13 protein-coding genes are annotated in these 15429 nt (G+C 37.9%); 10 read left to right on the top strand and 3 right to left on the bottom strand.

Features of this window, described 5'->3' with window-relative positions:
* Positions 1-50: 50 nt before the first annotated feature.
* The 9 genes from MHH64_RS17540 (at position 51) to MHH64_RS17500 (ending at position 11355) form a co-directional block, all read left to right on the top strand.
* On the top strand, positions 51-1043 hold the full coding sequence (locus MHH64_RS17540; protein WP_118889930.1) for a TAXI family TRAP transporter solute-binding subunit: 993 nt from the start codon (positions 51-53) through the stop codon (positions 1041-1043).
* Positions 1044-1156: 113 nt separating this feature from the next.
* Positions 1157-3115, top strand: a complete 1959-nt coding sequence (locus MHH64_RS17535; RefSeq protein ID WP_095310630.1) for a TRAP transporter permease — start codon at positions 1157-1159, stop codon at positions 3113-3115.
* A gap of 302 nt (positions 3116-3417) precedes the next feature.
* The gene (locus MHH64_RS17530) at positions 3418-4581 is read left to right on the top strand and encodes a hypothetical protein (protein ID WP_095310628.1); all 1164 of its coding nucleotides are present in this window, start codon (positions 3418-3420) and stop codon (positions 4579-4581) included.
* Between the two features lie 21 nt (positions 4582-4602).
* Positions 4603-5847, top strand: a complete 1245-nt coding sequence (locus MHH64_RS17525) for an amidohydrolase family protein (RefSeq protein WP_095310626.1) — start codon at positions 4603-4605, stop codon at positions 5845-5847.
* A gap of 195 nt (positions 5848-6042) precedes the next feature.
* Positions 6043-6828, top strand: coding sequence for a flagellar motor stator protein MotA (gene motA, locus MHH64_RS17520; RefSeq protein ID WP_095311067.1), 786 nt, complete (start codon positions 6043-6045; stop codon positions 6826-6828).
* A complete protein-coding gene (gene motB, locus MHH64_RS17515) occupies positions 6821-7603 on the top strand; it encodes a flagellar motor protein MotB (RefSeq protein ID WP_095311069.1) in 783 nt (260 codons plus the stop codon). Before motA ends, motB begins: the two co-directional genes overlap by 8 nt.
* 374 nt (positions 7604-7977) lie before the next feature.
* Positions 7978-8439 (top strand): chemotaxis protein CheX, encoded by a 462-nt coding sequence (locus MHH64_RS17510; protein ID WP_095311070.1) that lies wholly within the window; start codon positions 7978-7980, stop codon positions 8437-8439.
* A 402-nt stretch (positions 8440-8841) separates the two neighbouring features.
* Positions 8842-10869, top strand: coding sequence for a chemotaxis protein CheA (locus tag MHH64_RS17505; protein WP_095311072.1), 2028 nt, complete (start codon positions 8842-8844; stop codon positions 10867-10869).
* Positions 10870-10884: 15 nt separating this feature from the next.
* On the top strand, positions 10885-11355 hold the full coding sequence (locus MHH64_RS17500; protein ID WP_095311073.1) for a chemotaxis protein CheW: 471 nt from the start codon (positions 10885-10887) through the stop codon (positions 11353-11355).
* Positions 11356-11403: 48 nt separating this feature from the next.
* Here MHH64_RS17500 and MHH64_RS17495 read toward each other — a convergent pair whose 3' ends face one another.
* From MHH64_RS17495 to MHH64_RS17485, 3 genes are all read right to left on the bottom strand, one after another.
* Positions 11404-12744: a gluconate:H+ symporter gene (locus tag MHH64_RS17495; protein WP_095311075.1), complete on the bottom strand. Its 1341-nt coding sequence runs from the start codon at positions 12742-12744 to the stop codon at positions 11404-11406.
* A gap of 267 nt (positions 12745-13011) precedes the next feature.
* On the bottom strand, positions 13012-13332 hold the full coding sequence (locus tag MHH64_RS17490) for a metalloregulator ArsR/SmtB family transcription factor (RefSeq protein WP_095311077.1): 321 nt from the start codon (positions 13330-13332) through the stop codon (positions 13012-13014).
* Positions 13333-13770, bottom strand: coding sequence for an SRPBCC domain-containing protein (locus MHH64_RS17485; RefSeq protein WP_340002110.1), 438 nt, complete (start codon positions 13768-13770; stop codon positions 13333-13335).
* A 221-nt stretch (positions 13771-13991) separates the two neighbouring features.
* Between MHH64_RS17485 and MHH64_RS17480 the strand changes: the two genes are divergently transcribed.
* On the top strand, positions 13992-15179 hold the full coding sequence (locus tag MHH64_RS17480) for an MFS transporter (protein ID WP_095311081.1): 1188 nt from the start codon (positions 13992-13994) through the stop codon (positions 15177-15179).
* The last annotated feature ends 250 nt before the right edge of the window (positions 15180-15429 follow it).

Genomic DNA, 15429 nt, shown 5'->3' with positions numbered 1-15429 from the left:
CATAGTATTTAAGAATATCCGAAAAGTAAACATGATAAGGGGTTGATGGTGTGTTCAAAAGAATATTTTTGTTAACGCTTACATCTATTTTATGCTTATTTTTACTTATAGCCTGTGGTGGGGGAGGAGCAAATATTGCAATTGGTCCGCCTGCAAGTGAAACAAATGCGGTATCCAAATTAATTTTGGATGCCTATGGTATTGAAGATAGTGATTATAGTGCCTATCAAGAAGGCTTTGGAGACGCAGCAGATGGTGTACAAGACGGAAACATCGATGTTTCTATTGGTATTCTAGGTTTGCCTGCCGGTAATATTGAAAGTTTGCAAGCGTCTGTTGGTGATGTGAAAATGATTGGGTTATCAGATGATGCGATAGCATATATGGAAGAAAACAGTGGATACATGCGATACACGATTCCACAGGATACGTATGATTTTATGGATGAAGATATTGAGACCGTTACGGCATTTGCTGTTTTAGTAGCAAATACAGATTCAATTGATGAAGAGCTTGGATATGAGCTTGCGAAAAGTATGGTGGAAAATGCAAACGAAAATACACATGCACAGTCCGTGCATATGACGTTGGAAAATGCACTGCAAGGAGCAGAAGGCTTACCGATTCATCCTGGTGCTAAGCGTTATTACGAAGAGCAAGGGTTGGCGGTAGATAATGAAGTTGCAGTACTAGGCGCAACGGAACGAAAGAATGATTTAATTTTGGGAACGGGAAGTCAGGGCGGTACCTATTATCCACTCGGTGGAGAAATAGCGACGATTTGGAATAAGAATATTGAAGGATTAAATGTGACGAATACAGAAACGGGTGCTTCCATTGAAAACTTAGCCAGTATACGTGATGGGAATATGGATCTTGGTATGACAGTTCATGTACCGGCACTGGATGCAGTGCATGGAGAAGGTGACTTTGCAGAAAATGAAGTTACAAATGCAGCATTTATCGGTCATATTTACCCTGAAGTCGTTCAAATTGTTACACGGGAAAACACAGACATCACGAGCCTGGACGATTTAGAGTAAGTTATATAGAGGTACTTGGTTCCATATTTTAATTGCTATATAAGAATACAAAGAAGAGGATCTAGTAATTAAACCGGGATCCTTTTCTTACTATTTTATAAAGGTGTGATCGAATGAAAGAAAACTCCCAACTAGATGCTAAACAAATTTTAGAAAAATATGATCGCGAGAGCAATTACCGTGTAAACATTGGAAAGTGGGCTTGGGTCGTTTCATTTCTAGGTGTAGCTCTTACGCTATTCCATTTATATACAGGTTATTTTGGTACACTTCCATCACAGCAGCAAGGAGCAATTCACTTAGGAACAGCGCTTGGTCTTATGTTTTTACTGTTTCCTGCAAAAAAAGGATTACAAAAAAAACAAAAAACCGTTCCATGGTATGATGTGCTTTTAGCATTTACTGCAATTTATGTAACGTACCATAAGATTATTTTCTTTGAATCGATTCTTCAAAGTCGTATTTCTGGATATGGTACGTTAGATGTTATTATTTCTATTCTTGGAATTTTATTATTACTGGAAGCAACTCGTCGAACGGTAGGACTTCCTATTGTCATTGTAGCGAGTGTTGCGATTTTGTATGCTGTTTTTGGTAACTTTATGCCGACACAAATACTGTCACATCCAGGATTCGCCGTGGACCGGATTACCACAGACTTATGGTATAAGGAGATCGGTATTTTTGGTACGCCGATTCAAATATCAGCCAAGTTTATTTTCTTATTTCTTTTCTTTGGCGTTATTTTAGTGCACACGAAAATCGGTCAGTTTTTTAATGATATTGCACTTGCTTTAACGGGAAGATTTACGGGTGGTACTGCTAAAACAGCTGTAGTAGCAAGTGCACTGCAAGGTATGGTATCTGGAAGTTCGGTTGGGAATACAGTTGCTTCTGGATCGTTTACCATTCCAATGATGAAAAAGTCAGGGTTTAAGCCAGAATTTGCTGCAGCGACAGAAGCTTCTGCGTCTACTGGGGGACAAATTATGCCACCAATTATGGGAGCCGCGGCATTTATTATGATGGAATATTTAGGTGTGTCCTACGGAACAATTATGTTAGCAGCAATCGTTCCTGCTGTATTATATTTTACAGGTATTTTTATTGGAACTCATTTTGAAGCAAAGAAAATAGGTGTTATCGGATTACCGAAGGCTCAGCTGCCAGTTTTCAAGGAGTTAATGGTGAAAAATGGGTACATGCTTCTGCCGCTATTCATTATTATTGGAACGATTATGGTTGGTTTTACTCCACAACGAGCAGCATTAATGGGGATTTTCACTGCTTTTCTTGTTAGCTTAATTCGAAAAGACACACGAATGAGCGTTAAAAAAGTGTTTCTTGTTCTGGAGGAAGGTGCTCGGGTAGCACTGCCGGTAATTGCAGCAGTTGGAACGGCAGGGATTATTGCTGGAGTTGTAAGTATTACAGGCTTGGGAGCTAAATTTGCCGCAAGTATCATTGCGTTATCAGGTGGCATACTATTTTTCTCCTTAATTTTTACCATGATTGCTTGTATTATTTTGGGCATGGGACTTCCAACAACCGCTAACTATGTCGTGACAGCGACCATTGCAGCGCCTGTTCTAATTAATGATTTTGGGGTTTTACCGATAGCAGCTCATATGTTTGTCTTTTACTTCGGAATTGTTGCAGATATTACACCACCTGTTTGCTTGGCTGCATATGCTGGGGCTGGCATCGCTCGAGCAAATCCATTTAAATCGGGGGTAACAGCTGTGAAATTAGCCATAGCTGCATTCATTATACCGTATATATTCATTTACAATCCAATATTGTTGTTACAGGATATTACACCAATAAGACTCATTATTTCCTTATTAACTGCAATTATCGGAATGACCGCAGTTAGTAGCGCTGTGATTGGATTTTTCATAAGAAGTTCCTATTCATGGGAGCGTCTGATTCTGTTTATTGCAGGTGTTATGCTTATTGTACCTGATTTGGTTATTAGTTTAATTGGATTATTACTCCTTCTCGGGGTTTGGTATATACAGAAACAGCGAAAGGATGACTCTGGAGAAATGAAAGCACGTTTATCTGTGTGAATTATTGAGTCCTATATAAGAGCTTTGTAAATGGAGAGTTGCGCTTTAATGTAACTCTCCATTTTATTTTAAGCTACACTTTCGTTATATAAGAAAATTTCGAGTTGAGTTTAAATAATGATAGCGAATACATGACGAAATTCGACAAAAATTTCAGATATTGTATTGATTTTTGAGAGGAAATGGGTTTATAATATCTAAAATTGCTCTAAACATTGGTTGCTATTATATAAAGGACCTGCTTGCATGGAGTGAATTTTCATAATAATAAAACTTTACATCTTAGATACGGAGGTCTTTTTATGCTAAGCAATCCACTTATAGCTACAACGCTTATTTTTGCATTGATTGCACTTGGAGAGTGGCTTTCGATCATCTCCAAAGCAAGAATTCCAATGCTTCTTACCGCGATGGTAGGTTATTTGATTTGTATTTGGACGGGAATATTCCCTAAAGATATTCTTGCAACATCACAATTCGCTGCATTAGGGGCGATGTTAGTTGGACCTGCTATTTTACACATGGGCACAATGATTCCTTTTTCACTCTTGAAAACGCAGTATAAAGCTGTATTAATTTCATTAGGAGGGATTATAGTTTCTGGTGTACTCATATTGGTTATTGTCTCATTTCTCTTTGACTATCCAACTGCGGTAGCGGGAATTGGGCCGCTCAGTGGAGGAGTTGTAGCACTAATTATTACTTCTGAAAAGTTAACAGAGATTGGGCTGACAAGCTTAGTAGTTATTCCAGCATTGATCGTTGCGTTTCAAGGATTATTGGGAATGCCGCTCGCGCAATATTTTCTAAGAAAATATGCGTTTACGATTCAAGAGCAGATAGATAATGGAACATTTAAGCCGATGGAAGATACTAAGCTTACAGCTACAAAGGAAACAGCTGCGAAGAGTCCAATTAAATCGAGTATGACATTAAAATTATTCTTTGTATTTGTAGGTGCAGCAATTGGTACGGCACTAGGTGAGGTAACACCAATCCATTACAGTCTTTGGTGTCTTGCATTTGGTGTAACAGGATTGAAGCTCGGTATCTTTGAACATAAATCACTGGAAAAAGCGAATTCATTTAACTTAACGATGATTGCAATTATATTTGTTGTTATTGGTACAATGGCTGATGTTAGTCCACAGGATGTATTAAACAACCTGCCTAGTATCATTGTTTTGCTTTTGCTTGGTACACTCGGTATTTCATTAGGTGGATTTATCGTTTCGAAGCTGCTGAAGTGGCACCCATATAAGGGAATGCCTGTTGCTTTAACAGCATTATTTGGGTTTCCGGCTGACTATATTCTTTGTGAAGAAGTAAGCAGAAGTATTGCAAGGAATAAAGAGGAAGAGGAAACCATTTTTAATGAAATGCTGACACCGATGCTAATTGGCGGGTTTACGACCGTTACCATTGCATCAGTAGTCATCGCGGGAATATTAGTTCAAACATTATAGGAATCGTTGGAGGGAAATAAAATGGGAAAAACAATAATTAAAAATGGATTGTTGATAGATGGAAATGGTGGAGAAATTCAACAAGGTGCAATTGTTGTTGTAGAAGGTAATTGTATACAATACGTTGGTCCCGAAAGTATGTATACTGCAGACGGTAATGAAGCAGTTTTGGATGCGCAGGGTGGAACGATTATGCCAGGTTTAATAGATACACACGTTCATATGATGCTCGAGTTTTCACCGGTTGCAAAAAGGCTGACAACTCCATTTTCTTTTATGTATTACCAAGCAGCAAAATACCTGGAAGCAACATTATACGCAGGCATTACTTCTGTTCGTGATGCACTTGGAGCAGATCTAGGTGTGAAAAAAGCAATTGAAGAGGGGCTTATTACAGGACCAAGAATGCAATTAAGTATTAACGCACTGACGATCACTGGCGGGCATGGGGATGGTTATACAGTCTCGGGTATAGAAATGGATCTTTTACCATCGGGTTATCCAGGAATGCCAAGTGGAAAATGTGATGGAGTAGAAGAGGTTCGCAAAAAAGCACGTGAAATGCTGCGTGCAGGTGCAGAAGTTATAAAGGTGCACGCAACTGGTGGTGTAACAAGTGCAACAGACCACCCGGAATTCACGCAATTTTCTCAAGCAGAATTAGAAGCGATTGTTGAGGAAGGAAAGTTTAGAAAAGGTGTCAAGGTAATGGCACATGCACAAGGTGCAGAAGGTATTAAAAATGCAGTAAGGGCTGGAGTACATTCGATTGAGCATGGAATCTTTCTGGATGATGAGGCAATTGAGTTGATGCTTGAAAAAGGTACATATCTCGTACCAACATTACTTGCTCCTGTTGGTGTTTTAGAAACAGCAGAGGAAGCAGGTATGCCTGATACTGCTGTAGAAAAATCAAAGGAAGTTATTGAAATTCATAAAGCAAGTATTGCAAAAGCTTATCAAGCCGGTGTGAAAATTGCTATGGGAACAGATGCAGGAGTTGTGAAACATGGAATCAACTTACGTGAGCTAGGTTTAATGACGGAGATTGGAATGTCACCGATGGAGTCCATTGTAGCTTCTACAAAAACTGCTGCAGAATGTCTCGGATGGGAAAATAAAGTTGGGACAATTGAAGCTGGAAAATTAGCAGATATTATTATCGTAAAAGGCAACCCGCTGGAGGATATTTCCTCTCTTGCTGACAATGATACGATTCAGATTGTAATGAAAGATGGAAAAGTAGAGAAGAACCTACTAAACTAATAAAAATAGCTTCCCTTTAAATTTTAAGGGAAGCTATTTTTAATTTTATATCCTTCAACAGGTAACTTCATTTTAATCCCTCCTAATAAATTATTATTTTACATTTAATAAACACCTTCATTACTCTATAAATTTGCCGATAATTAAATATAGAAGTTTATATGAATCTGACACAGATTTATCAGGAGGTCAACAATGGATAAAACATCAATTATTGGATTAATATTAGGATTAATTGCAGTAGGAGTTGGAATGGTGCTAAAAGGGGTAGGTGTTACAGCACTGATAAATCCTGCTGCTCTATTAATCATTATACTAGGGACAGTTGCTGCTGTCACAATAGCATTTCCAACGAGTACACTTAAAAATGTACCTACTCTATTTAAAATTTTATTTACGGAAACGAACAAAACAAATACGAGGGAATTAGTTGAAATGTTCAGTAGCTGGGCAGATCAAACACGTAGAGAAGGTATCTTATCGTTGGAAGAGCAGGTAAATGAAGTAGAGGATCCATTCCTAGCATCTGGGCTGCAACTAGCAATTGATGGACAATCTCCAGATTTCATTAAAGATATTATGCTGGAGAAGATTAGTGCGATGGAGCAGCGACACGAAGAAGGGGCTGCCGTTTTCACACAGGCTGGCACCTATGCACCTACCCTTGGAGTACTGGGGGCGGTTATTGGTTTAATTGCGGCCCTTGGTGATATGTCTAATATGGAAGCATTAGGTGCTGCTATTTCGGCTGCCTTTATTGCGACATTATTAGGAATTTTTACTGGTTATGTATTATGGCATCCATTTGCAAATAAGTTACGAGAGAAATCTAAAAAAGAAGTACTGCAAAAGGAAATCATGGTAGAAGGAATTCTTTCTATTACTACTGGCGATTCCCAGCTGATTGTACGAGAGAAGCTTGGTTCACTGCTTTCTTCTAAAGAATTAGCTGCGATGAAACAGGTGAATTCAGATGAGTAGAAGGAAGAAAAAGAAGCAATCACATATTGATGAATCTTGGCTTCTCCCATACTCTGATTTATTAACGCTTCTAGTTGCTCTATTTATTGTATTGTTCGCAATGAGTGATATAAACGTACAAAAGTACGAACAGCTTTCAGGTGTATTTCGTGATCAGTTTTCTGGTGGAGGCAGCGGGATTCTTGAGAATCATGAAATTCCAGTCAAGACACCAGTTGATTCTGGAGAACTTGAAAAAGACAATCAAGAGGATTCGGAAGAAGAAATGGATGTAACAATTTCGGATGGGGAGGGTGAACTTCTGCATCTTGAAGAACTAAACTCGACAATCCAAAACTATATTTATGAAAATAACCTAGCCGATGCGTTTGGTACAGAACTCACAGAAGAAGGGTTATTAGTTACAATTGTGAATGATGTATTTTTTGATTCAGGTAGTGCTGAAGTGAAGCAAGAAGGAATATCGATTGCACAGGAAGTTTCCAATTTACTGTACACAGAGCCTCCACATCAGATTGTAATTAGCGGGCATGCAGATGATGTGCCAATTGGCGACTCGCCGTTTGAATCCAATTGGGAACTGAGTGTTACCCGTGCACTTAACTTCATGCGGCTTGTTTTAGAAAATGAATCGCTTGACCCAACGCTTTTTAGCGCAAAAGGTTTTGGAGAGTATAAACCAATTGTTCCCAATACAAGTAAAGAAAATAGGGCGAAAAACAGACGAGTTGAGGTTTTGATTTTACCTAACTATGAAATTCATGTGGAAGACTAAATAATAAATTTCTAACAAACTAACAAGACAGCAAGGAATAAAAAACTACTATATCAATGTGGAGTTTTATGCGAGCTTAGGAGCTAAACTACTGATGTTTAGCTCCATTTTATTGTGTGGAAAAATATAAAATTTGAATGCTGTGGATAACTTAAATTCCGCTGCAGCAGCGTCCACAAAGTCGTATCGAGGCTTCACTCGACTCATGATACGATAAAGAAGACTTGACTACTGGCTAAAAATATTCCAAAAAATATAGCTAGTTTGCTACAAATTCTCCCGTATGTTCCGATATAGATAAAGTATTAATATTATATAGTTCTTTTTAACCAGTCCAAATTGACTTGTTAAACATAAATAATAGGGGGTACCCAATGATATCAACAAAAGAGGAACGTAATCGTTCAGTCGTATTTTTATTAAATGGAATGAATACATCTTTGAAATCAATCATTCCGATTCCATGTGAAATAGCAAAGCCCACATTGGTGGGAACCTCATTATCACTATCTTTTGGCGTTTTAATCGGATTTACAGGAGATGCCAAAGGAAAGCTGATTCTTGCAGGTGACCCATCTGTTTTTGCGGCGATAGGTGAAGCGATGTTTGGAATGGCTGTGGAAGGGGAGATGCTTGCTTCCTTTAGTGGTGAGCTAGGAAATATGCTAGCTGGTAACCTTTCTACAACGATTGTTCAAAATGGTATCAAGACAGACATAACAGCACCAACTATTTTGCAAGGAACTACTACTTTATCAGGCTATGAAAAAGCAGTGGAGCTCTCTGTAGAATTTGAAAAAATAGGGAAATTAGATATATATTTATTACTAGATTGATGCATATTGCTTCAATGGTAATTGGTACGAGTCAAAGAATATATTAATTTTCTGTTTATCCTCTAGGTAGAATTGCGGGATTCCTAAAATACTCCTTTATAAATCGTGTTTTTTGTCGATATAAAAGATAGGAACTTTAACCTACATAAGATAATGATAAAGGTTTTGTGTATAGTAATTAACTATGCTTAAAATCGTGGTACAATTTATCACGCGTTAACGGACTGTAATACCCCAATTTCAAATTGTGAAAATACAAAAAACGTGAAGGTGAACAGTCTGTAAATTCCTTATTCTGTTCAACCAATATGCAGTGGAGGAGTAAGGGAATCCCCTACTGCATGAAGTTTCACTTTATACAACCTTAAATTGACAAAATGGAAATAGAAAGGAAATGCTTTTATGGATACGGATCAATATTTAGAGGTGTTTTTGGAAGAAAGCCGAGAACATTTACAGGCAGTTAATGACAGTATACTTCAATTAGAAAAGCAACCCGAAGATTTAAATTTAGTGAATGAGATTTTCCGTTCCGCACATACATTAAAGGGTATGGCTGCAACAATGGGATATGAAGATATTGCATCCCTAACACATAAAATGGAAAATGTACTAGACATGATTCGCAACCATAAATTGAATGTTTCAACGACCATAATTGATGTTATCTTCTTAGCAATTGATGCTCTGGAAGACATGGTTGGTTCCATTCAAGCGGGAAACGATGGAAAGAAAGATGTTTCCGAATTAGTTCATCGTTTGGATCAGATCGAGAATGGCAAGCAAGATGTGCAAATAGAACGGCTTGCTACAGCCGAAGAAGTAAACACAGTTCAAACAGATATGCTTGGACTTGATGAATTCCAAGTTACAATTGTTGAACAAGCAAAAGATCAAGGGTTTTCACCATACCAAATAACAGTCGAATTGACGGAAGAATGTATTTTAAAAGGTGCACGTGCTTATATGGTTTTTGAAGCGTTAGAGGACCATGGAGAAATTATTCATACCAATCCATCTGTTGAAGAAATTGAGGAGGGGAATTTCGGACAAAGCTTTTTAATGATTTTCCTATCAACAGTAGCCCCAGAGATGGTAAAAGACATTATAAGCAAAGTATCAGAAGTGAAAGATGTAGAGATGGAGAGCTTGACTACAACCGTTTCTGAAGAGCAGCAAGAAGAACCTATTTTAGAAGAAAAGCTAGATGCGCAAACAGCGGCGGAAGAGGTTGCAGCAACTACTGAAAAAAGTGCGCCAGCTGTAGTGAATCATGCCTCCAAAACGATCCGTGTTAACTTGGAAAAGATTGATAATCTATTGAATTTATTTGAAGAGGTTGTTATTGATCGAAGTAGATTGGAAGTAATTGCTGAAGGTATGGAGAATCAGGAACTAACGGACACGGTCGAGCACATTAGTCGGGTTTCAAGCGATATGCAAAGTCTTATTTTAGCGATGCGAATGGTGCCAATTGACCAAGTATTTAATCGTTTCCCTCGAATGATTCGCGGGCTTGCAAAAGATTTAGGAAAGCATATTGATTTGGAGATTATTGGAGCCGATACAGAGCTTGATCGTACGGTAATTGATGAGATTGGTGATCCTTTAGTTCATTTAATTCGTAATTCAGTCGATCATGGCATTGAACTGCCGGAAGTACGAAAGCAAGCAGGAAAGTCGGAAGAAGGGAAACTGACACTTCGAGCTTTCCATAGTGGCAACCATGTTTTCATAGAAATTGAAGATGATGGCGCTGGTATTAACCATGAAAAGGTTAAGAAAAAGGCAATTGAAAATGGGATTATTACACCAGCTGAAGCAGACATGCTGACAAAAGATGAAATTGCTAACTTGATACTTTCATCTGGTTTTAGTACAGCTGATAAAGTATCTGATATTTCTGGTCGTGGTGTTGGTTTAGATGTGGTGAAAAATAAAATTGAATCGTTAGGTGGTCAAATTGCAATCGAGTCACAACCGGGTAGAGGAAGTATATTCTCGATTCAATTGCCACTTACGCTATCCATTATTTCAACACTACTCGTAAATGTGCAAAAGGAAATCTATGCAATCCCGCTTTCCTCGATTATAGAAACAGTTATCCTGGAAAAAGATCAAATGATGTTTGCGCATGGGAAGAAGGTTATGGATTTCCGTGGTAAAGTAGTTCCGCTTGTCTCACTGGCAACTGTTTTTGAAGTGCCATCACAGAAAGAGGATGAAAGTAAAGAGTACTCTGTTGTGATTGTGAAAAAAGGAGAAAAACTAACCGGGCTTATTGTTGATTCCTTTATTGGACAACAAGAAGTAGTATTAAAATCACTAGGAAATTATTTGAAAGATGTTTTCGCCATATCTGGTGCAACGATTCTAGGCAATGGAGAGGTTGCGTTAATTATTGATCCAAATGAATTGATGCCTAAGTAGAGTGGAGGAAGTTAAATGGCTGAGGAAGTAACAAAGTTTATTGTGTTTAAATTAAATAATCAATCCTTTGGTGTTGCAGTGCAGCAGGTTATTTCTATTGAAAGATTGCAGGAAGTTACAGCGGTTCCGCGTTCTTCGAAGTTTATTAAAGGCGTTACCGAATTGCGTGGTGAAACAACCCCAGTTATTGATTTAAAAGAACGACTAATGCTTACTGAGTCGGCAACAACAAATGATACCCGTATTTTAGTTGTTTCTGTTGAGAATATGCAAATCGGATTAATTGTTGATGCTGCGACAGAAGTAAAAGATATTGAACAAAATCAGATTCAGGCAGCACCAAAACTGGTTGCTGGGATTCATGAAACGTTTTTAAAGGGTGTTGCGAAGGTTGATAATCACCTGCTCATATTACTTGATCTCGAGCGTATAGTTGATTTGAATGAATCCAATGAGCTGCGGGAAGCGATAATGAGAGAAAGCTAAATATAAGTAAGAGGACTGCGTTCAGTTTGAATGCAGTCCTCTTTAACTTTAGAAGAATAATAGATCTAGTAATAAAACGATACCCAATCCGACAATAGATGTAGTGAATAGTAATAATCCCCATGTTTTGAATGTATCTTTAATGGATAGGTTGAAGTACTCTTTAAATAGCCAGAAGGATGCATCATTCACATGTGTAATTGTGTTACTGCCAGCTGCTGTTGCCAATACCATTAAAACAGGGTTTACATCAAAAGTTGTAATCAAAGGCCCTACAATACCAGCAGCCGTAATTGCGGATACAACACCAGTACCCGTTGCGATACGAATTAATGCTGTAATAAACCACGCCATAATTAATGGTGAGACAACCGTGTTTTCCATCATCCCAGCAATGTAATCGCCTACACCTGAATCAAGAATGATTTCTTTAAAAGCCCCACCAGCACCAACAATAAAGATAATCATAGCAATGCCCTTAATAGCACCAGAGAAGGAATCCATTACTTCATTCATTGTACGTCCTCTGCGCAGACCAAACACATAGACCGCAATTAATACAGCAAGCAGCAGACTTGTTTCCGCACTGCCTAGGAAGTTGATTAGATCATGAAAAAAAGTACCTTCATCAATAAACATATTTATAATTGTTGCTGCGGAAATCATAATTGCAGGTATTAATGGAATGATAACACTTGTAGCAAACCCTGGCATTTCATCATCAGTAAATTCCTTAGGTTTTTCCAATAGTGGTGGAACAGGACGATCCAGATTTTTCATTAGTCTTGGTAGAATAATCCCGGCAGCAATAACTGCTGGAATAAACACCACAATTCCAAGCATGTAGACCATTCCCATATCCGCACCATAAGCTTCAACCAATGCTGTTGGTCCTGGTTGTGGTGGGAATAGACTATGAGATAAAGTTGTAGCCGCTACCATTGTAATCCCAAGTTTCATATATGGTACCTTGGCTTCAATTGCAATGCTGATTACGAGAGGGGCAAGTATAATAAATGCAACCTCATAGAATACGGATATACCAAAGATAGCACCAACAATAATGAGAGCCCATTGAACATTTTTTACGCCAAATTTATTTAATAGAGTGGAAGCAATACGTTGTGCAGCACCTGAATCAACCATTAATTTCCCAAGTACAGCACCAAATCCAATGATTAATGCTAAACTTCCAAGCGTACTTCCTAAACCGGCTTTAATCGTATCAATAATTGCGGTAAGCTGCATACCATTTAAAAGTCCAACTAATATTGCTGATATGATTAGAGCTAGTACACTATTAAGCTTCACTTTCATATTTAAAAACAAGAGTAAAGCAACACCGAGTACAAGTGAGATAATCGGCATGTTATTCATAATCCAATCCATGCTATTTCCTCCTAAAATTAAGTTTATTAATCCGCTTACAATAAAAAAATCGAAATAGGGAAGTACTATTCTTCCAAAATGTAGCGCTATCATTAATTTGTTTGCTAAACCAACTAATGAATTTATAGTATAAAACTTTCTTTTAATAGTCAATGGAGTGGAAAGAAGAAGTATAGTTCAGAATTCATAGAATAAGGAGGGCGGATATTATTAGACCTTTTGTATCTAGTGAGAAAAGGCTTATTACATGTAATAAGCCTTTATTTGCTATTCATCATCATTTTCAACTACATGCTTAAGAATTGATAATTTGTTAGTCCAAAATTGTTCATAATAAGCTAACCATTGTTTTATTTCTGTGAGCGGTTCTGGCTGCAATTGATAAATCTTTTCTCTGCCTATCTTTTCACCACTTACCAAACTTGCCTCAGAAAGTACGTGAAGGTGTTTAGCAATAGCTGTTCGACTAACGGGAAATTGAGATGCTATTTCAGAGATAGCTCGTTTTTTGGTCGAGAGCAAACGAAGAATTTCTCTTCTGGTTGGATCAGAAATGGCTTGGAATACATCATATTTTAGTGCTGCCACTTATGCTTCAGTAACCTTTCGAAGTTTGTTATGAATAATATTCGACCAGCCATTACTCATCCTGTCACGAATGATAGAGCTTTTCTCGTTTGCTTTTTGAATAACGGTATCCTCTGTTTTCCAGCCACTATGTATAAGCGTAAATTCCGTTTTTTCACCTAAGTCTTTTAATAGAAAGGAAATAATCCAACCTTCTGTATCCCATGAAAATATTATTTTGTTTGGCTCATCTATTTCCAGTACTTTACATGGGGATGGACCAAATGGGGATTGTAAGTGGAATTCCTGTCCAACAATTGGTTCAAAATCATTCGGCATAAACCATGATGCAATACCTTCTGATGTAGATACAGTATCCCATACTTTTTGTATCGTTGCATTTACAATAACAGTTTGTTTAATATCTTGTAAGTTTTCTATTTTAACTGCTCCTTCCATATAACACCTTTTGGTTTCGTAATTACTATATAACACCAATCGGTTTCATGTCAAGGATTCTTAAGTAGATCTTTTGCACCGTCTTCACCGTGTATTTCCTAGGAAATACTGTAAATACCATACATATTAATCTGAAATATAATTTTTAATTTTTGCATAAATTGTGCTATAGTAAGAGTTAAAACCATTAGCATAATTAAGTACATAGGAAGTGTAGTGTAATGAATACACAAAAATATCATATAAATGATTACTATTTTTGGAAAATATCTTTAAGCTTAGCATTTGCATCCTTTTTTGTTTTTGCGAGCATGTACATTGTACAGCCGCTTTTACCGTTGTATGTTAGGGAATTCAAAGTATCTGTATCAGAAGCGACGTTAACCTTATCAGCGACGATTGTAGGTTTGATTATTGGTTTAATCATTCTTGGTTTTTTCTCCGATCGAATTGGGAGAGTAGCTATTATTAAATATTCTTTAATCGGATCGGTTATCCCATTTCTATTAATTCCTATGTTGGATTCGTTTTACCTTTTTGTGTTATTACGGTTTATTCAAGGTTTTGCGCTAGCTGGATTACCTGCTGCATCTCTTGCTTATTTAAACGAGGAGATAGACCGTTCCAGTGTCGGAATTGCAACGGCGTTGTACATCGCTAGCAATGCGCTTGGCGGGATGGCTGGGAGAGTTTTGGCTGGCTATCTAACAGATATATATGCCTGGGAAACTGTATTCTATATTTTTGCAGGCGGTGGATTACTAATTGTAGGACTTGTTTTTATTTTTTTGCCAAAGTCTCGATTCTTTAAAGCGAGCAATCTATCATTTCGTAAAGACTTGGAAGGGATGATTTTTCATTTAAAAAATCCAACTATTATTATGATTATTGGAATGGGGGCTGTACTCCAGCTTTCGTTTACATCTATATGGACCTATTTGCCGTTTCATCTGGAAGCAGAGCCTTTTTCACTCTCGACAAAAGCAATTTCTTACACCTTTTTTGCCTATGGATTTGGAGTAATAGGAGCTCCGATTGCGGGCTGGCTAGCGGGTGGGATGGGGCTTAAGGTCGTACGTATCATAGGAATCCTTGTCCTATCGACTGGTATTTTAATGACATTCAGTTTATCCTTGCCAATAATCATAATTGGCTTATGCGTATCCTGTTTAGGTTTTTTTACCGCACATTCATTGACGGCAACCTTTGTCGCAGAGGAGGCTGCACATCATAAAGGTGGAGCATCGAGCCTGTATTTAGTGGCATATTATGTTGGTGTTACGCTTGGAAGTTCTGCAGTCGGACCAATCTGGAATATAGCAGGGTGGAATGCAATTGTGGGGATAGCAGGAATACTACCGGTAGCTTATTTAGTTTTAGTAATAGTCGTACAGAAAAACGTGCGATAAGCCTAGTTGCATGCAAATCGATAATAGAAATAAAACGAGAGATGGTACAAATCCATCTCTTTTTTCAGTAGAAAACTATAAAATTTGAATGCTGTGGATAACTTAGTTACCTAAACGGCTACGTCCAGCTCCAGCGCCCAGCGACTAGCGAGACTTCCCTCACCTCCGTACGATAAGTCAACATCGACTCCCTGCGGTCGCCGTGTTTCCTTTATCTCCTACGTAAGAATGTTCGGCAAGCCGAACCACC

Source organism: Oceanobacillus sp. FSL K6-0127, assembly GCF_037983385.1.
Lineage (GTDB): Bacteria > Bacillota > Bacilli > Bacillales > Amphibacillaceae > Oceanobacillus > Oceanobacillus profundus.
This window is presented reverse-complemented; position numbering and strand designations above follow the sequence as displayed.

Coding starts and splice junctions, on each gene's coding strand:
- MHH64_RS17535 (WP_095310630.1), top strand. CDS start 1,157: ATGAAAGAAAACTCCCAACTAGATGCTAAACAAATTTTAGAAAAATAT.
- MHH64_RS17530 (WP_095310628.1), top strand. CDS start 3,418: ATGCTAAGCAATCCACTTATAGCTACAACGCTTATTTTTGCATTGATT.
- MHH64_RS17525 (WP_095310626.1), top strand. CDS start 4,603: ATGGGAAAAACAATAATTAAAAATGGATTGTTGATAGATGGAAATGGT.
- motA (WP_095311067.1), top strand. CDS start 6,043: ATGGATAAAACATCAATTATTGGATTAATATTAGGATTAATTGCAGTA.
- motB (WP_095311069.1), top strand. CDS start 6,821: ATGAGTAGAAGGAAGAAAAAGAAGCAATCACATATTGATGAATCTTGG.
- MHH64_RS17510 (WP_095311070.1), top strand. CDS start 7,978: ATGATATCAACAAAAGAGGAACGTAATCGTTCAGTCGTATTTTTATTA.
- MHH64_RS17505 (WP_095311072.1), top strand. CDS start 8,842: ATGGATACGGATCAATATTTAGAGGTGTTTTTGGAAGAAAGCCGAGAA.
- MHH64_RS17500 (WP_095311073.1), top strand. CDS start 10,885: ATGGCTGAGGAAGTAACAAAGTTTATTGTGTTTAAATTAAATAATCAA.
- MHH64_RS17495 (WP_095311075.1), bottom strand. CDS start 12,744: ATGGATTGGATTATGAATAACATGCCGATTATCTCACTTGTACTCGGT.
- MHH64_RS17485 (WP_340002110.1), bottom strand. CDS start 13,770: ATGGAAGGAGCAGTTAAAATAGAAAACTTACAAGATATTAAACAAACT.
- MHH64_RS17480 (WP_095311081.1), top strand. CDS start 13,992: ATGAATACACAAAAATATCATATAAATGATTACTATTTTTGGAAAATA.